15 protein-coding genes are annotated in these 18,329 nt (G+C 62.3%); 5 read left to right on the plus strand and 10 right to left on the minus strand.

Annotated elements, in window-relative coordinates; genetic code table 11:
* Nucleotides 1–21: 21 nt before the first annotated feature.
* The 4 genes from ACIOAU_RS09860 to ACIOAU_RS09875 form a co-directional block, all read right to left on the minus strand.
* The gene (locus ACIOAU_RS09860) at nt 22–1,116 is read right to left on the minus strand and encodes a polyamine ABC transporter substrate-binding protein (protein ID WP_101315314.1); all 1,095 of its coding nucleotides are present in this window, start codon (nt 1,114–1,116) and stop codon (nt 22–24) included.
* A gap of 174 nt (nt 1,117–1,290) precedes the next feature.
* Entirely contained in the window at nt 1,291–2,388 is a 1,098-nt protein-coding gene (locus ACIOAU_RS09865) for a polyamine ABC transporter substrate-binding protein (RefSeq protein ID WP_101315312.1), read from the minus strand.
* A 169-nt stretch (nt 2,389–2,557) separates the two neighbouring features.
* Nucleotides 2,558–3,919: an aspartate aminotransferase family protein gene (locus ACIOAU_RS09870; RefSeq protein WP_101315310.1), complete on the minus strand. Its 1,362-nt coding sequence runs from the start codon at nt 3,917–3,919 to the stop codon at nt 2,558–2,560.
* Between the two features lie 48 nt (nt 3,920–3,967).
* Nucleotides 3,968–5,326: a glutamine synthetase family protein gene (locus ACIOAU_RS09875; RefSeq protein WP_101315308.1), complete on the minus strand. Its 1,359-nt coding sequence runs from the start codon at nt 5,324–5,326 to the stop codon at nt 3,968–3,970.
* A 667-nt stretch (nt 5,327–5,993) separates the two neighbouring features.
* On the opposite strand from ACIOAU_RS09875, the gene ACIOAU_RS09880 reads away from it, so the two are divergent.
* Nucleotides 5,994–7,370, plus strand: a complete 1,377-nt coding sequence (locus ACIOAU_RS09880; RefSeq protein ID WP_101315306.1) for a glutamine synthetase family protein — start codon at nt 5,994–5,996, stop codon at nt 7,368–7,370.
* 48 nt (nt 7,371–7,418) lie between these two features.
* Here the strand turns inward: ACIOAU_RS09880 and argA are convergent, their stop codons facing one another.
* Together argA and argE are read right to left on the minus strand one after the other, a co-directional pair.
* On the minus strand, nt 7,419–8,717 hold the full coding sequence (gene argA, locus ACIOAU_RS09885; protein WP_101315304.1) for an amino-acid N-acetyltransferase: 1,299 nt from the start codon (nt 8,715–8,717) through the stop codon (nt 7,419–7,421).
* Between the two features lie 126 nt (nt 8,718–8,843).
* Entirely contained in the window at nt 8,844–9,986 is a 1,143-nt protein-coding gene (gene argE / locus ACIOAU_RS09890) for an acetylornithine deacetylase (protein WP_101315302.1), read from the minus strand.
* Nucleotides 9,987–10,139: 153 nt separating this feature from the next.
* On the opposite strand from argE, the gene ACIOAU_RS09895 reads away from it, so the two are divergent.
* Nucleotides 10,140–11,534: an inorganic triphosphatase gene (locus ACIOAU_RS09895; protein ID WP_259074728.1), complete on the plus strand. Its 1,395-nt coding sequence runs from the start codon at nt 10,140–10,142 to the stop codon at nt 11,532–11,534.
* Here ACIOAU_RS09895 and ACIOAU_RS09900 read toward each other — a convergent pair.
* Nucleotides 11,523–11,993: an Lrp/AsnC family transcriptional regulator gene (locus ACIOAU_RS09900; protein ID WP_101315298.1), complete on the minus strand. Its 471-nt coding sequence runs from the start codon at nt 11,991–11,993 to the stop codon at nt 11,523–11,525. The two genes, ACIOAU_RS09895 and ACIOAU_RS09900, sit on opposite strands and share 12 nt — an antisense overlap.
* Before the next feature lie 126 nt (nt 11,994–12,119).
* On the opposite strand from ACIOAU_RS09900, the gene ACIOAU_RS09905 reads away from it, so the two are divergent.
* From ACIOAU_RS09905 to ACIOAU_RS09915, 3 genes are all read left to right on the plus strand, one after another.
* Nucleotides 12,120–12,446, plus strand: a complete 327-nt coding sequence (locus ACIOAU_RS09905; protein ID WP_101315296.1) for a hypothetical protein — start codon at nt 12,120–12,122, stop codon at nt 12,444–12,446.
* A gap of 212 nt (nt 12,447–12,658) precedes the next feature.
* Nucleotides 12,659–14,338, plus strand: coding sequence for a GspE/PulE family protein (locus tag ACIOAU_RS09910; protein WP_401181651.1), 1,680 nt, complete (start codon nt 12,659–12,661; stop codon nt 14,336–14,338).
* A gap of 87 nt (nt 14,339–14,425) precedes the next feature.
* Entirely contained in the window at nt 14,426–14,740 is a 315-nt protein-coding gene (locus ACIOAU_RS09915) for a DUF2388 domain-containing protein (protein ID WP_186701103.1), read from the plus strand.
* A 99-nt stretch (nt 14,741–14,839) separates the two neighbouring features.
* Here ACIOAU_RS09915 and gcvH read toward each other — a convergent pair whose 3' ends face one another.
* The 3 genes from gcvH to ACIOAU_RS09930 form a co-directional block, all read right to left on the minus strand.
* Nucleotides 14,840–15,223, minus strand: a complete 384-nt coding sequence (gene gcvH / locus ACIOAU_RS09920) for a glycine cleavage system protein GcvH (RefSeq protein ID WP_150573484.1) — start codon at nt 15,221–15,223, stop codon at nt 14,840–14,842.
* A gap of 52 nt (nt 15,224–15,275) precedes the next feature.
* A complete protein-coding gene (gcvT, locus tag ACIOAU_RS09925) occupies nt 15,276–16,358 on the minus strand; it encodes a glycine cleavage system aminomethyltransferase GcvT (RefSeq protein ID WP_401181655.1) in 1,083 nt (360 codons plus the stop codon).
* Nucleotides 16,359–16,482: 124 nt separating this feature from the next.
* Entirely contained in the window at nt 16,483–18,105 is a 1,623-nt protein-coding gene (locus tag ACIOAU_RS09930; RefSeq protein WP_101315286.1) for an iron ABC transporter permease, read from the minus strand.
* Nucleotides 18,106–18,329 lie beyond the last annotated feature (224 nt).

Here is an 18,329-nt window from a genome sequence, read left to right on the forward strand (position 1 = left end):
CAAGGAGGCGGGTCTGGATGATTATTTGCCCGACTTGACCTTGGTCCAGCTGCGGGTCATCAAACGTTGCACCTTGGGCGGCAACTCGCTGTTGACGAACATCTTGTCCAGTACTTCCTGCGGTGGGTAAACCGCGGCGTCGTTCCTGACATCCTGGTCCATCAGCGCGCCAGCCTTGGGGTTCGGGTTGGCGTAACCGACGTAATCGCTCACCTGGGCGATAACCTCAGGTTTGAGCAGATAGTTGATGAAAGCGTGGGCCTCTTTGCTGTTTTTCGAGTCGGCCGGAATCGCCAGTACATCGAACCAGAGGTTGCCGCCTTCCTTGGGAATCGCGTAGGCCAGGTTGACGCCCTTCTTCGCTTCTTCAGCACGGGCCTTGGCCTGGAACACATCACCGGAGAAACCGGCGGCCACGCAGATGTCGCCGTTGGCCAGGTCGGTGATGTATTTGGAGGAATGGAAGTAGGTCACGTAAGGGCGCACGGCCAGCAGCTTTTTCTCGGCGGCGGCGTAATCCTTGGGGTTGCTGCTGTTGGGATCGAGGCCCATGTAGTTGAGCACCGCGGGCAGCATTTCGTCAGCCGAATCGAGGAAGGCCACACCGCATTTGGACAGCTTCTTCATGTTTTCCGGTTCAAACAGCACTGCCCACGAGTCGATGCTGTCGACGCCGAGCACGGCCTTGACCTTGTCGACGTTGTAACCGATGCCATTGGTGCCCCACAGATACGGCACGGCGTAGAGATTGCCGGGGTCGTTCTTCTCCAGGCGCTTCATCAGCGCCGGGTCGAGGTTGGCATAGTTGGGCAGCAGACTGCGGTCGAGCTTCTGGAATGCGCCCGCCTTGATCTGCTTGCCAAGGAAATGGTTGGACGGCACGACCACGTCATAGCCGGTACGACCGGCGAGCAGCTTGCCTTCCAGGGTTTCGTTGGAGTCGAAAACGTCCTGCACCGGTTTGATCCCGGTTTCTTTCTCGAAATCGGCGAGGGTGGTTGGCCCGATGTAGTCCGACCAGTTGTACAGATGCACCGTAGGCGCCGCTTGGACGCTGCATGCCAGCGTCAGGCCCGCTCCGGCCAGCAAGGCCTTGCGAAGTACAGATTTAGACAAGTGGATGCTCCTTGGCAAACAGTGCATTCGGTGACGGTAGCCGTCAGTGATAAAGGCGCCGCCAGACTGGCAAAACCGGCGCGCAACTTACCCTTGCAGGAACGCTGCGGCAAACTTATTCGTCTCAGTGCGCCTCCGGGCCGAAAACCGCGGCCCAGAGGCTTTCACTCAGGCTTACTTGCCCGACTTGATCTTGGTCCAGCTGCGGGTGATCAGACGCAGGGTGCCTGCATCAAGATCGCTGATTGCGTACAGCTGTTTCTTCACCGCATCCGACGGGTAGATGGCCGGGTCGCTGGTGATGTCCTTGTCGACCAGGGCAGTCGCCGCCTTGTTGCCGTTCGGGAAGCGCACGGCGTTGGTGATCTCGGCCATGACTTCAGGCTGCAGCAGGTAGTTCATGAACTGATAGGCAGCGTCGAGGTTGCTGGCATCCTTGGGGATGGCGACCATGTCGTAGAAGGTGCCGGCACCTTCCTTGGGAATGGTGTACGCCAGCTTGACCTTGTCGCCAGCCTCGTGAGCACGGGCTTTGGACTGTTCGAGGTCACCCGAGTAGCCGACTGCAACACAGATGTTGCCGTTGGCAAGGTCGGAGATGTACTTGGACGAGTGGAAGTACGCCACCGATGGGCGGATCTTCATGAACAGGTCTTCGGCTGCTTTCAGGTCAGCCTTGTCTTTGCTGTTGGTCGGCTTGCCCAGGTAGTGCAAGGCGGCCGGGATCATTTCGGTCGGGGCGTCGAGGAACGTCACGCCGCAGCTCTTGAGCTTGGCCATGTTCTCTGGCTTGAACACGGTGTCCCACGAGTCGATCTTGTCCACGCCCAGCGCGGCCTTGACCTTCTCCGGGTTGTAGCCGATACCGATCGAACCCCACATGTACGGGAAGGCGTGCTTGTTGCCTTCGTCGCTGGCATCGCCAACGGCCTTGAGCAGGTCTTCGTCGAGGTTTTTCCAGTTGGGCAGCTTGGAGCGATCCAGCTCCTGATAGACGCCGGCCTTGATCTGTTTGGCGAGGAAGTTGTTCGACGGTACGACGATGTCGTAGCCAGACTTGCCTGCCAGCAGCTTGGCCTCGAGGGTCTCGTTGCTGTCGAACACGTCGTAGACCACTTTGATGCCGGTCTGCTTTTCGAACTTGGCCACGGTATCCGGGGCAATGTAGTCCGACCAGTTGTAGACGTGGAGTACTTTGTCGTCAGCCTGAACTGCGGTAGCCATGGCACCCATGAGGGCGGCGGCCAGCAACGTCTTGCCCATTTTCTTCATGCGTAATGCTCCAGAATTTATTATCAAGCCATCTGTTCAGCAGCCAGGTCCCATGGTGCAAGCGCTGGGCGACTGAATCAGTCGCTAGTCTGGCAAGTTACAAGGCGCTGTATCAACAACAGCAGACCCTTGTAACCGCTTAATGTCACAACGCTAGCGTAGCAGGCGCTCATTTCACCGCTTCATAGGTCAAATCCAGGCACTTGCGCGCCTTTTCCACCAGTTCGTCGATCTCGGCATGGGAGATCACCAGCGGCGGTGCGATGATCATGGTGTCGCCTACGGCGCGCATGATCAGGCCATTGTCGAAGCAGAAGTTACGGCAGATCATGCCGACGCCCTTGCCCTCATAACGGCTGCGAGTTGCCTTGTCCTTGACCAGCTCGATCGCGCCGAGCAAGCCAAGGCCGCGCACTTCGCCTACCAATGGGTGGTCCTGCAGCTCACGCAAACGCTTTTGCAAATACGGTGCCGCTTCTGTCCTGGCGCGCTCGACGATGTGCTCATCGCGCAGCAGGCGCAGGTTTTCCAGGCCGACCGCAGCCGCCACCGGGTGCCCGGAGTAGGTGAAGCCGTGGTTGAAATCGCCGCCTTCGCTGAGTGCTTGGGCCACCTTGTCACGCACGATCACACCGCCCATGGGGATGTAACCGGAGGTCAGCCCCTTGGCGATGGTCATCAGGTCAGGCTTGAGGTCGTAGTAGTCCGAACCGAACCACTCGCCGGTGCGGCCGAAACCGCAGATCACTTCATCGGCAACGAACAGGATGTCGTATTTGGCGAGGATCTCCTTGATCTTCGGCCAGTAGGTTTCTGGTGGAATGATCACCCCGCCAGCACCCTGGATCGGCTCGGCGATAAACGCCGCAACATTGTCTTCGCCGACTTCGAGAATCTTCTGTTCCAGCTGCTCGGCCGCCCACACACCGAAGGCGTCCGGGCTCATGTCACCGCCCTCACCGAACCAATACGGCTGAGGAATATGCACGATGCCCGGGATCGGCAAGCCGCCCTGCTCGTGCATGCCACTCATGCCGCCCAGGCTGGCACCGGCCACGGTCGAGCCGTGATAGCCGTTGATGCGACCAATGATGGTCTGCTTGTGCGGCTTGCCCTTGAGCGCCCAGTAATGGCGAACCATGCGCAGCACGGTGTCGTTGCCTTCTGAGCCGGAGCCGGTGAAAAACACATGAGTCATGCCCGCCGGGGCCACGTCGCTGATCGCCTTGGCCAGCTCCAGCGCCGGCGGGTGGGCGGTCTGAAAGAACAGGTTGTAGTACGGCAGCTCGCGCATCTGCTTCTCTGCCGCCTGCACCAGCTCTTCACGCCCGTAACCGACCGCAACGCACCACAGCCCGGCCATGCCGTCGAGGATCTTGTGACCCTCGCTGTCCCACAGGTGCACGCCCTCAGCCTTGGTGATGATGCGCGGGCCCTTCTCCTTCAGCTGTTTGTAGTCGCTGAAAGGTGCCAGGTGGTGCTCACCGCTGAGGGTTTGCCAGTCACGGGTTTGCGGGTTGTTGACGCTCATGTGCTTCTCCGTTGTGCGACAGCCGCGCTCCTGCGGGCCGGGTTTGGTTCAGACGGCAAACAGCAGGAATTCACGTTCCCAGGAGCTGATCACGCGTTTGAAGTTTTCATGCTCGGCGCGCTTGGTGGCGACGTAGCCGGCGATGAATTTCTTGCCCAGGTACTGCTCCAGCTCATGGCAGTTCTCCATGCGTTCCAGTGCATCTTCCAGGGTCAGCGGCAGGCGCAGGTTGCGCCGCTCGTAGCCACGGCCCTGCACCGGCGCGCTTGGTTCGATGGCCTGGATCATGCCGATGTAGCCACACAGCAGGCTGGCAGCGATGGCTAGGTACGGGTTGGCATCGGCGCCTGGCAGACGGTTCTCGACTCGGCGGTTCTGCGGCCCGGCATCCGGCACACGCAGGCCGACGGTGCGGTTTTCTTCACCCCACTCGACGTTGACCGGCGCCGAGGTATCGGGCAGGAAGCGGCGGAACGAGTTGACGTTGGGGGCGAACAGCGGCAACACATACGGGATGAACTTCTGCAGCCCGCCGATGTGGTTGAGGAACAGCGCGCTCATGCTGCCGTCGGCATTGGCAAAGATGTTCTTGCCGGTCTGCATGTCGACCACGCTCTGGTGCAGGTGCATGGCGCTGCCCGGCTCGCCGGTCATTGGCTTGGCCATGAAGGTGGCGGCAACGTTGTGCTTGAGCGCAGCCTCGCGCATGGTCCGTTTGAACACCAGTATCTGGTCGGCAAGGTGCAGTGCATCACCGTGACGGAAGTTGATCTCCATCTGCGCCGTGCCGTCTTCGTGGATCAGCGTGTCGAGGTCCAGCTGCTGTAGTTCGCACCAGTCATAGACGTCTTCGAACAGCGGGTCGAATTCGTTGGCGGCTTCGATCGAGAACGACTGGCGGCCGGTTTCCGGGCGGCCCGAGCGGCCTACCGGCGGCTGCAGCGGGAAGTCCGGGTCTTCGCTGCGCTTGGTCAGGTAGAACTCCATCTCCGGCGCGACGATTGGCTGCCAGCCCTTGTCGCTGTAGAGCTTGAGCACTTTCTTCAATACGTTGCGCGGCGACAGCTCGATCGGGTTGCCCTTTTTGTCGTAGGTGTCGTGGATCACCTGAGCAGTTGGCTCGATGGCCCAAGGCACGAGAAACACCGCGTTCTCGTCAGGTCGGCAGATCATGTCGATGTCAGCCGGGTCGAGCAGTTCGTAATAGATGTCATCGTCGACATAGTCGCCGGTCACGGTCTGCAGCAGCACGCTCTCAGGCAGGCGCATGCCCTTTTCGGCGATGAACTTGTTGGTCGGCGAGATCTTGCCGCGGGTGATGCCGGTCAGGTCGCTGATCATGCATTCCACTTCGGTGATCTTGTGTTCTTTCAACCAATCGGTGAGCTGGTCGAGGTTGTTACTCATAAATACCTCAGGAGGTAAGGTGGCCCGGTCGGGATAGCTCGGGCAGTGCTGACGTCGGGCGTCGATCAAGGCGGTAGCCGGCTCGGCGCAAGGGCCGCAGCAGACCCGCGCCTTGATTCTGGATGGAGTAGCCGGGCATTGCAAAACTGCGCGCACAGGACGTCATCGGAACCACGCCGACGGCGGGATTCCTTGAAGCATTCACAGGGCAGAACAAGCGAAGGGGGTGCAGCAGACTGCGACGTAAGGCGTATGGACCGGAGCGACCGTCAATTATTGCGGCCAGAGCATCAGCCTCAGCAAATGGCTGAGCGTTGCCCTTGCGGCGGACGGATTGAGTCCCTGAAAGCACTGCACAGACAGCACCTGCAGGTCGCGACAAGCGGACCATATGACCCTCGTATTATTGTGTTTTGGGTTGCAACCGAGCTTAGCCTTGTTCATTTTTTTACACAACACCTCCGTAAAAAATAAAAGACAGGCAGGCCGAGATAACCCTTTTCGGCTTAAATAGCGGATAATGCTTCGCCCCGATATGCAGCAAATCTGCCGTAGATGTGCCATTTCAGGGCGTTAAGGGGTTGGCTTGACTTCGGTTTGCGTTTCCGATTGACTGGAACTGCAAGCCCCCCTTGATTGATATTTTTAACAACAAAGGTGTTGCATCATGTCGGTACCCCCGCGTGCCGTTCAGCTTAACGAAGCGAACGCGTTCCTTAAGGAACATCCTGAGGTTCTCTACGTTGACCTTCTGATTGCAGATATGAATGGTGTGGTGCGCGGCAAGCGCATTGAGCGCACCAGCCTCCACAAGGTTTACGAGAAAGGCATCAACCTGCCGGCCTCCCTCTTCGCCCTCGACATCAACGGCTCGACCGTTGAAAGCACGGGCCTGGGTCTGGACATCGGCGATGCGGACCGCATCTGCTACCCAATCCCTGACACCCTGTGCAACGAGCCGTGGCAGAAGCGCCCTACCGCTCAGCTGCTGATGACCATGCACGAGATCGAAGGCGAGCCGTTCTTCGCCGATCCACGTGAAGTGCTGCGCCAGGTCGTGAGCAAGTTCGACGACATGGGCCTGACCATCTGCGCCGCATTCGAACTCGAGTTCTACCTGATCGACCAGGAAAACGTGAACGGCCGTCCACAGCCGCCGCGCTCGCCGATCTCGGGCAAACGCCCGCAGTCGACTCAGGTCTACCTGATCGACGACCTCGACGAATACGCCGACTGCCTGCAGGACATCCTTGAAGGTGCCAAAGAGCAAGGCATCCCGGCTGACGCCATCGTCAAGGAAAGCGCCCCGGCGCAGTTCGAAGTCAACCTGCACCATGTGCCTGATGCGCTCAAGGCCTGCGACTATGCAGTGCTGCTCAAGCGTCTGATCAAGAACATTGCCTACGACCATGAAATGGACACCACGTTCATGGCCAAGCCGTACCCCGGCCAGGCTGGCAATGGCCTGCATGTGCACATCTCGATCCTGGACAAAGATGGCCACAACATCTTCACCAGCGAGGATCCCGAGCAGAACGCCGCGTTACGCCACGCAGTCGGCGGTGTGCTCGAGACCCTGCCCGCGTCGATGGCGTTCCTGTGCCCGAACGTCAATTCGTACCGCCGCTTCGGTTCGCAGTTCTACGTGCCCAACGCACAGAGCTGGGGCCTGGACAACCGTACCGTCGCCGTGCGCGTGCCGACCGGCTCGCCCGACTCGGTCCGCCTGGAGCACCGTGTAGCAGGCGCCGACGCCAACCCGTACCTGATGATGGCAGCGGTGCTGGCAGGCGTGCACCACGGCCTGACCAACAAGATCGAACCGGGCCCGGCGATCGAAGGCAACTCGTACGAGCAGCTTGATCAGAGCCTGCCGAACAACCTGCGTGATGCCCTGCGCGAGCTGGACGACAGCGAAGTGCTGAACAAGTACATCGATCCGAAGTACATCGACATCTTTGTCGCGTGCAAGGAAAGCGAGCTGGAGGAGTTCGAGCACTCGATCTCCGACCTCGAGTACAACTGGTATCTGCACACCGTGTAAATGAAAACGCCGTCTGATCAGACGGCGTTTTTCATTGTGGCGTGAGGTTTACAGGGTCTTCTCGAAGATCTTCGAGTTGCGCTGGAAGTTGTACAGCGAAGCCCGCGCCGCCGGCAGCCGCTCGACGCCACTGGGCTCGAAGCCGCGTTCGCGAAACCAGTGCGCAGTGCGCGTGGTCAGCACGAACAGGGTCTTAAGCCCGAGCGTGCGCGCCCGCGATTCGATCCGCTCGAGCAGGTCATCGCCACGGCCGCCGTGGCGGTACTCCGGGTTGACCGCCAGGCACGCCAGCTCCCCCGCCGACGAATCGGCAATCGGGTACAACGCCGCACAGGCGATGATCAGACCGTCGCGCTCGACCACACTGAACTGCTCGATCTCACGCTCCAACACCTCGCGCGAACGGCGCACGAGAATGCCCTGCTCTTCCAGCGGGCTGATCAGCTCAAGCAAACCACCGACGTCTTCGATGCTCGCCTCACGGACGATCTCGAACTGCTCCTGCGCCACCAAAGTGCCGCCGCCGTCGCGGGTGAACAGCTCGGTGAGCAGCGCACCGTCTTCGGCATAACTGACGATATGGCTACGCGCCACGCCGCCCTTGCACGCCTCGCCGGCGGCATCGAGCAGTTCGCCCTGATAGTCGCTGCCCAGCCGTGCCAGGTGCGGCGCAATCTGTTGCGGGCGCAGCTCGCGCACCAGCCGGCCGTTTTCATCGAGCAGGCCGGGCTCGGCGCCAAACAGCAGCAGTTTGTCGGCGGCCAGTTCGATAGCTGCGCGGGTGGCGACGTCTTCGCAGGCCAGGTTGAAGATTTCGCCGGTCGGCGAGTAGCCCAGCGGCGACAGCAGCACGATCGAGCGTTCGTCGAGCAGGCGATTGATGCCCTTGCGGTCGATCCGGCGGACTTCACCGGTGTGGTGGTAGTCGACCCCTTCGAGCACGCCGATCGGCCGTGCAGTGACCAGGTTGCCGGACGCCACACGCAGTCGTGCGCCCTGCATTGGCGAGGAGGCCATGTCCATCGACAGGCGCGCCTCGATTGCCACGCGCAAGGCGCCGACCGCGTCGATCACGCAATCCAGGGTGGCGGCATCGGTAATGCGCATGCCGTGGTGGTAATGCGGGGTCAGGCCACGGGCGGCCAGGCGGCTTTCGATCTGCGGGCGCGAGCCGTGCACCAGCACCAGACGCACGCCAAGGCTGTGCAGCAGCACCAGGTCGTGGACGATATTGCCAAAGTTGGGGTGATCGACGCCGTCGCCGGGCAGCATGACGACGAAGGTGCAGTCACGGTGAGCATTGACGTACGGCGAAGCGTGGCGGAGCCAGGTTACGTAATCGGGCATGACGGGGCCTGTGGCTAAGTGGACGGAGAACGGTCAAGACGCACAACGGTGCGAGGTCATCGTCGGAACAGGCTTGCGGTCACGCGCACTCTCCTCTAGGCAGGAACGAATCAGCTCAATGGACGTTTAGCTCAGGCAATAGTGCCTGATCAGGTCACGCAATAGACGCACGGTAGGCTCGATACGTGACATTTCAAGGTATTCGCCAGGCTGGTGAGCACAGGCGATGTCGCCCGGCCCAAGCACAATGGTCTCGCAGCCCAGCTGTTGCAGGTACGGCGCCTCGGTGGCGAAGGCCACCGCTTCGGCGCGGTGCCCGGTCAAGCGCTCGGCCACACGTACCAGCTCGCTGTCGGCGGCCTGCTCGAACGGCGCCACCTCAGGAAACAACGGTTTGTAGTCAATGCTCACCTGATGCTGCTCGGCCAGCGGCACCAGCTTGGCGCGAATGGCCGCGCGCAGCTGCTCCGGGTCCATCCCGGGCAATGGCCGCAGGTCGAACTCGAGCGCGCACTGGCCGCAGATCCGGTTGGGGTTGTCGCCACCGTGAATGCAGCCAAAGTTCAGCGTCGGCGTCGGCACGGTGAACTGCGGGTTGCTGTAGGTCTGCTGCCATTGCTGGCGCAGGCCGATCATCTCGGCCATCACCGCGTGCATCGCTTCCATCGCACTGTGGCCCAGGCTTGGGTCTGACGAATGGCCGCTGCGGCCGAGAATATCGATGCGTTCCATCATGATGCCCTTGTGCAGGCGAATCGGCCTGAGCCCGGTCGGCTCGCCGATCACCGCTGCGCGGCCAAGCGGCTGACCGGCCTCGGCCAGGGCGCGGGCGCCGGACATCGAGCTTTCTTCGTCGCACGTAGCAAGGATCAGCAGGGGTTGTTTGAAGTCATGTTCGAGCAGCGGCAGCACGGCCTCGATCACCAGCGCGAAGAAACCTTTCATGTCGCAACTACCCAGCCCAACCCAGCGATCGCCCACCTCGGTCAGTTTCAGCGGGTCGCTCTGCCACAACTGCTCGTCGAACGGCACCGTGTCGCTGTGGCCAGCCAGAATCAGCCCGCCAGGGCCCGTGCCGCGGCTGGCCAGCAGGTTGAACTTGCCGGGGGTGACCTGCTGGATATCGCATGTGAAGCCAAGGTCAGCCAGCCAACCGGCGAGCAAGTCGATTACCACGCGGTTGGACTGATCCAGTGCGGGCTGGGTGCAACTGACCGATGGCGCGGCGATCAGGGCGGCGAACTGGTCTTTCAGCGATGGCAACGGCATGCGCGGATTCCTCGAAAACGTCGGCCCATCATAACAACGCCTGACGTAGACGGCGCAAGGCCGCTGCACCGGGGCAACCGACCAGTCGGATCACAGCAGCACGGCTGACTGCTGTAGACTGCCTTGCAACGATGCCCCTCCTTCGAGCCCGCGATGCACAAAGAAACCGAACTCAAACTCCGCGCCAGCCGCGAGACTCTCACCGCCCTTCGTGAGCACCCCCTGCTGAAGAAGCGCAACAAGTCCGGCTGGCAGACCCGCGAACTGCTCAACCAGTACTTCGACACCCCTGAGCGTGAGCTGTCCGCCGCGCGTGTCGCCCTGCGTCTGCGCCGCGATGGCGATGCCGTCATCCAGACCCTCAAGTGCCGTGGCCAGAGCGTCGCAGGCCTGTCTGAGCGCAACGAATTCGAGTGGCCGCTGGAAAAAGCCAAGCTCGACCTGAAAAAACTCGACGCCAGCTGCTGGCCCGAGCAACTCGCCGAGCTCGACAAAAAGACCATCAAACCGCTGTTCACCACCGACTTCACCCGCGAGTTCGCCGAGATCTCCTGGGGCCGCGGCAAGGCCAAAGTGGTCATCGAAGCAGCACTGGACCAAGGCTTTGTCATCGCTGGCAAGCGCAAGGAAGAAATCTGCGAGCTGGAGCTTGAGCTGCGCGAAGGTTCCGCCGAAGCCCTGCTGGAACTGGCCGCCGAGCTGGCCGCGAGCCTGCCCTTGATGCCCTGCGACATCAGCAAGGCCGAGCGCGGCTATCGCCTGCTTGAGCCAGACAGCTACGAGCTGGACCTGCCGAGCGCCGAGCTCGACGCCGAAATGCCGGTCGACGATGCCTTCACCGCCCTGGCCTGGCAGTTGCTGGCGAGCAGCCAACGGCTGGCCGAGCAGTACCGCCACAGCGGCCACTGGCGCCTGCTGCAGGACTGGGTGCAGTGCCTGAGCGAGTTGCGCGCCCTGGCCGGCAGCATGGGCCAGGCCGCGCCGCGCGCGACCACCAGCGCCCTGCGCGCCAGCCTCGACGCGCTGCTGGAAGACTGGCGCCCGCTGGTACAGGCCGGTAACGACGACGAAGACGTCCGCCGCGCCGCGCCCGAGCAGTTCAGCGAAGAGCTCCAAGACCCACGCTGGGGCCAGTTCTCGCTGGAAACCTCACGCTGGCTGCTGGCCCGCGCCTGGACCGTCGAGCGCAAAGGCCGTGGCGAACGCCAGGGCAAGGCGCAGCTGGCCAACTGGCTGCAACACCTGGTCGGCGAAGAAGCCCGCGCGCTGAAGCTGCAAGAGCGTTATGTGCAGCAGCCGGAAGACCTTGGCGAGCAGTTGCCACGCATCGAAACCCTGCTGACCTGGCTGCGCCACGCCCGCCAGGTGCTCGACGTGCCGCAAATGGATCGCCTCTATGGCGAGCTGAACAAGCTGCACAAGCTGGCTGAGCAGCCGTTGGGCGAGGAAGAGAACGACGAACTGCTGATCGCCCGCGTCGAGCAGGCCCGTGCGATCGAGCAGAACCGCGCCTGGAAGCACCTGCTCAAGTCGCCGTCAACGCGCTAACGGCAGGCTGGTCGTGGACTTGATTTCGGACAAGGCCACGATCGAGTTGACCTCCTGGATCCCCGGCACATTCGACAGCTTTTCGAAGAAGAATCGTTCGTAAGCTTCGATGTCTGGGGTGACAATGCGCAACAGGAAGTCCACCGACCCCATCAGCACGTAACATTCCAGCACCTCGGGGAATTCACGGATCGCTTCGGTGAAGCCGGCGAAGTTGGACCGCCCGTGGGCGTTGAGCTTCACCTCGGCAAAGATCTGTGTATTCAGGCCGACCTTCTTGCGGTCGAGCAGGGTCACCTGAGCGCGAATCACTCCCTCTTCCTTCAGCCGTTGAATACGCCGCCAGCAGGGTGACTGCGACAGGCCCACGCGTTCGGCAATCTGCGCGCTGGACAATGAAGCATCCTCTTGAAGCAGCTGCAGGATGCGCCGGTCATAGGCGTCCAGCTCGCTTTGCATTATTTATTCTCCAAGCAGCAAATAAACGAATAGATCAATCTGACTAGGTGACAAATCGACTCAATCATAGCGAAAAAATGCCGCCTTCCGCGTGGCAGAATTTCTTCCGTCCTGGAGGAGAATCACATGAACGCACTTGAACGGCCCGACACCCTGCCCCGCTCCGACGTCTGGGCCGCCAGCGCGGCGCACAGCCACGTGCGTTATCAACTGCAAGCCGAGGCCGAGCCAGACAGCCTGTGCCGAGTGCTGAACCTGTTCGCGATGCAGTTCCTCACGCCCAATAGTGTGCAGATGCGTCAGCAGGGCGACTGGCTGGAGCTGGAAATCGGCATCGATGGTTTGAGCTGGCATCGCGCCGAAGTCATCGCCCAGAAGCTGCGCAATCTGGTTTGTGTCGGCGAAGTCGAGCTGAGCAACTTGCCGCAGTTGCAAGGCGTAGCAGCAGGCTGATAGGTGCTGGGCCTGCTTCGCAGCCTACAGGTTTAGGCGGCGCTACAAGTCCCGGTGGGAGCGGGTTCACCCGCGAAGGGGCGCAAAGCGGCCCCAATTTACTGAATACGACGCAAATTTCAGCCAGTAAAACCCCGCAATCGTTGTATCGACGCCAAAGCTGTCCAAGCGGCTAGCCTTGCCCGTACCTTTTCGGCACGGACGCCGCCGCGATGCATACCCAAGACAGCCACGACCTCGACCTCAAACGCCTCCTCGACGCTCTGCTCGCCGACCACCGCCTACAACCCGGTGACGTCCTGCGCGCCCTTGAGCAGCCTAACCAGTGCAGCAGCCACCCGCTCGAAATCATCGCCAGCCTGAACCTCAGCGATCAGCAGCGCCCCGGCCATCTCCTCGATCTGGACAGCCTGTGCCAATGGCTGGCCGATGTCGTGCAGCAGCCCTTCGTCCGGCTCGACCCGCTGCAGATCGACCTGGCCCAGGTCGGCAGCCTGATCTCGCGCGCCTTCGCCGACCGCCATGGCATCCTCGCTCTGGCGGTCGATGTGCACAGCGTCACCGTGGCCAGTGCGCAGCCCTTTCAGCGTGAGTGGGAGCATGATCTGGCACGCAGCCTGGGCAAGCGCGTCCAGCGCGTGCTGGCCAGCCCGGTGCACATTCGCCAACTGAGCCAGAGCCTGTTCCGCCTGGCCCACTCGGTGCAGGGTGCCGGCCTGCAACAGGATGCCAGCCTGGGCGAGCTCGAGCAGTTGCTGGAGTTGGGCAAGCGCCAGGGCGAGGCTGGCGCGGAGGATGCGCACATCGTGCATATCGTCGACTGGCTGCTGCAGTACGCGATCGAGCAGCGCGCCAGCGATATCCACCTCGAACCGCGCCGTGAACAAGGCCAGCTGCGCTATCGCATCGACGGCCTGCTGCACACGGTGTATGCCTTTCCGCTGGCCGTGACCCTGGCGCTGGTGAGCCGCCTCAAGCATCTTGGCCGCATGGATGTTGCGGAGAAACGCCGACCGCAGGACGGTCGCCTGAAGACGCGGCTGGCCGGCGAGATGGAAGTCGAGCTGCGCCTGTCGACCCTGCCCACCCCGTTTGGCGAAAAGCTGGTGCTGCGCCTGTTCGACCCGCAGCAGTTGCATGAGGACTTCGACCGGCTCGGCCTCGATGGCGAGCTGCGGCACCGCTGGCAGGCACTGCTGCGCCAGCGTCAGGGCATCATTCTGGTAACCGGGCCGACCGGCTCGGGCAAGACCAGCACGCTGTACGCGAGCCTCAAGCGGTTGGCCACACCTGAGGTCAACCTGTGCACCATCGAAGACCCGATCGAGCGGCTGGAGCCAGCGTTCAACCAATTGCAGGTGCAGCCCAGCCTTGACCTGGGCTTTGCCAACGGCGTGCGGGCCCTCCTGCGGCAAGACCCGGACATCATCATGATTGGTGAAATCCGCGACCGTGAAACCGCTCAGGTGGCCATGCAGGCAGCACTGACCGGCCATCTGGTGTTGTCGACCCTGCACACCAACGATGCCTGCGCAGCGATAGTTCGCCTGCAAGAGCTGGGCGTTGCCGATTACCTGATCAAAGCCACGTTGATCGGGGTAATGGCCCAGCGCCTGGTGCGCACTTTGTGCGCCACCTGCAAAGGCCAGTCAGCGCTGCCGCCCATACCCTGTCGGGCATGCCGCAGTACCGGTTACCTGGGCCGTATCGGGCTGTTTGAGCTGCTCACACCGGGTGCAGCCTTGCTCGGCAGCATTGGCCCGGCGACCGACCTGGCGGAGCTGCGTCAGCGTGCCCTGCGCGATGGCCTGCGCGATCTGCGCAGCGACGGTGAGGCCAAGATCGCCCGCGGGCTGACCAGTCTGAGTGAAGTGCTGAGCGTCTGCAGCTGACGAATATTCCTTAGCGCGCAAGGAACTTGGCCTGTGGATCGAGCATCCAAGCAAGCATTATCCGCCCACCCTCCTAGGTACTTCAGCATGCGTTTCAAAACAGCCATCGCCGCCGCTGCCCTGCTTTCGCTGCCCGTTGGCTCGGCCATGGCCGACAGTTTCTGGCACAACGTCATCTCGTCCGGCGCAACTACTGCGTCGACCTATCTGACGTTCAAGGATCACAAGATGATCGTCGCTGCGCAGGACGATGCTGGCAGCTTCGTTGCCAGTGAAGGCGCTATTCGCGGGCCGTTCCTTGAAGCTGCGATGCGTCAGGTACGCGCCGACAATCCAGGCCTGGAGGCAAGCGACATGCAACTGGCCAATGCCATCCTGGCCAAAAACGCTGTAGCTGAATAAGCCCGCGCTGTTGCTACCGATGGTGGCGACTGAGTGATAGCGACCGTTCCTGGGCCAGCCGTGCCGGCCCAGGAGCGATAAGCGCCGCAGCGGAGGCGATTACTCGCCGATAGCGGCCTTGTAGCCAGCGGCGTCGAGCAGCTTGTCCAGCTCGGCAGTATTGGTCGGCTTGAGTTTGAAGATCCACGACTCATAAGGGCTGTCGTTGAGCGATTCGGGGCTGTCCGCCAAGGCTTCGTTGACAGCAATCACTTCGCCCGACACCGGCGCGTAGATATCCGATGCGGCCTTGACCGACTCGACCACGCCAGCAGCGTCGCCTGCTGCGAACACTTTGCCAACTTCAGCCAGCTCAACGAAAACCACGTCACCCAGAGCCTCCTGGGCGTGATCGCTGATGCCAACGGTTACCGTGCCATCGGCTTCCAGCCGTGCCCATTCGTGGCTTTCGGCAAAACGCAGTTCGGCGGGAATATTGCTCATGTCGTAGGGTCCTCGATGTCAGGGATCAGCGGTCGACCCGCCAGGTAATTGTTCAGATAAGAATCTTGCCGTGGCGCACGAAGGTCGGTTTGACCACCCGCACCGGGTACCACTTGCCGCGAATTTCGACCTCGGCGCGCTCGCCGGTGGCCATCGGCACACGCGCCAGGGCAATCGACTTGCTCAGCGTAGGAGAGAAACTACCACTGGTGATCTCCCCTTCGCCAATCCCGGCGACGCGAACTACCTGATGGGCACGCAGCACGCCGCGTTCTTCGAGCACCAGCCCAACCAGTTTTTCCTGCACGCCGTGCTCGATTTCATTGAGCAGCGCATTGCGGCCGATGAACTCGCGCTCGGCCGGCTGCCAGGCAATACACCAGCCGAGGTTGGAGGTCTGTGGGGTGTGCTGCTCGTCGATGTCCTGACCGTACAGGTTCATCCCGGCTTCCAGGCGCAAGGTATCGCGCGCGCCGAGGCCACTGGGGGCGATACCGGCGCCAACCAGGTCATTGAAAAAAACCGGGGCTTGTTCGGCGGGCAGAATGATCTCCAAGCCGTCTTCGCCCGTGTAGCCGGTGCGCGCGATGAACCAATCGCCCTCGGCCACGCCTTCGAACGGCTGCAGCTCACGGATCAGCGCTGCGCGCGACCAGGACACCAGCTCAGCCACCTTGTCGCGCGCACGGGGGCCCTGGATGGCGATAATGGCCAGCTCCGGACGTGGCGTGACGTTGACCTCGTAGCCGGCGCTGTGCGCCTGCAGCCAGGCGACGACCTTGGCTCGGGTAGCGGCATTGGCCACCAGCCGGTAGCCCGCTTCGGTGCGATACACGATGAGGTCGTCGACTACCCCGCCCTGTTCATTCAGCAGGGTGCTGTAGAGCGCCTTGCCTGTACTGCCGAGGCGGGCCACGTCATTGGCCAGCAGGTACTGCAAGCAGCGTGTGGCTGCTGGGCCATCGACATCGATCACTGTCATGTGCGAGACGTCGAATACGCCGCAGTCAGCGCGCACCTGATGGTGCTCCTCGACTTGCGAGCCATAGTGCAGGGGCATGTCCCAACCGCCAAAGTCGACCATCTTGGCGCCTAGCGCCAAGTGCCAGTCGTACAAAGGTGTGCGCTGTCCCATGGGTTTCTCCTTCCGGGCGTGGCGAAGCGGCGACGGTCGGCGACGTTTAATCGTCACCTGATCTTGTAGGACCCGCCGCAGCGAATGGCGCGCATTGTAGCGGCAAGGGCGCGGACTGGCATCCTCAGTGAGTCTGACCCGGGCGACGGGCCGAACGGCGTATCAGGCCGATGACCGGCAACAGGCCGACCAGTACCAGCGTCAGCGCGGGCAGCGAAGCGCGTGCCCACTCGCCCTCGCTGGTCATCTCGAACACCCGTACGGCAAGGGTATCCCAGCCGAACGGACGCATCAGCAAGGTTGCCGGCATCTCCTTGAGCACATCGACGAACACCAGCAAGGCAGCGCTCAGAGCGCCCGGTACCAGCAACGGCAGATATACCTTGAAAAACAATCTCGGCCCGCCGACGCCGAGGCTGCGCGAGGCTTCCGGCAGTGACGGTCGAATCCGCTCGAGGCTGCTTTCCAGCGGGCCATAGGCGACCGCGATAAAGCGCATCAGATAGGCCAGCAACAATGCCGCCAGACTGCCCAGCAGCAACGGCCGGCCGGCACCGCCCAGCCATTGCGACAGCGGCACCACCAGTTGATTGTCGAGGTAACTGAACGCCAGCATGATCGACACCGCCAGCACCGAGCCGGGCAAGGCATAACCCAGGTTGGCCAGGCCAACACCAGCGCGGATAGCCCCGGTCGGTGCCTGGCGGCGGGCAAACGCCAGCAGTAACGCCGCGCTGACCGTGATCAGTGCCGCCATCGCGCCAAGGTACAGGGTGTGCATGACCAGGCCGACATAGCGCTCATCAAGGTCGTGCCGGCCACGCTGCCAGAACCACACCAGCAGTTGCAGCAGCGGGATGACGAAGGCGCAGGCGAACACCAGCAGACACCAGCCGCTGGCCGCCCACGCCTTGAGCCCGCGCAGGTGATACAACGCCTGCACCCGTGGCCGCTCGTTACCGCTGCGGCTGGCACCGCGAGCGCGGCGTTCGCCATACAGCACCAGCATCACCACCAACAGCAGCAAACTGGCCAGCTGGGCCGCGCTGGACAGGCTGAAGAAGCCGTACCAGGTCTTGTAGATGGCGGTGGTGAAGGTGTCGAAGTTAAACACCGCTACGGCGCCGAAATCCGCCAGGGTTTCCATCAGCGCCAGGGCGATACCGGCGCCGATGGCGGGCCGCGCCATCGGCAACGCAACCCGCCAGAACGCCTGCACCGGCGAAAGGCCCAGGACCCGCGCTGCTTCCATCAGGCCTTTGCCCTGAGCCATGAAAGCGCTGCGCGCGAGCAAATACACGTAGGGGTAGAACACCAGCACCAGCACGGTGATTACCCCGCCGGTCGAGCGCACGCGCGGCAGGCGCATCGGCCCGAACAGCTCACGCAGGGCGCTCTGCACCGGCCCGGCGAAATCCAGCAGGCCAACGAATACGAACGCCAACACATAGGCCGGAATGGCGAACGGCAGCATCAAGGCCCAGTCGAGCCAGCGCCGCCCGGGGAACTCGCACAGGCTGGTGAGCCAGGCAAGGCTCACCCCAAGCACGGTAACGCCGATGCCCACGCCAAGCACCAGGGTCAGGGTATTGCCCAGCAGACGGCTCATTTGGGTGTCGAGCAGGTGCGACCAGATCTGCATATCGATCGACTGCCATGACAGCAGCAGAACACTCAGCGGCAGCAGTACCAGAGCGGCGATCAGGCCGACCGGTAGATACCAGCGGCGTTGGGGAGCGTGGGACAAATCCAGAGTCTCGTTTATGAGTTGGGGCTGCTTTACGGCCCTTCGCGGCGGTCCGGCGTCCCGGCAAGCCCGATCCCACAGGGAACGCGCGAAGTCTGACTCCAGCGTTGTACCTGTGGGAGCGGGCTTGCCGGGACGCCGGACCGCCGCGAAGGGCTGCAGAGCAGCCCCATTGGCTTAACTGACCGGCATCACCCCGAAGGGAATTTCAAGCATAAAGCCTG

Origin of the sequence: Pseudomonas sp. NPDC088322, from assembly GCF_044740745.1 — a bacterium.
Lineage (GTDB): Bacteria > Pseudomonadota > Gammaproteobacteria > Pseudomonadales > Pseudomonadaceae > Aquipseudomonas > Aquipseudomonas shirazensis.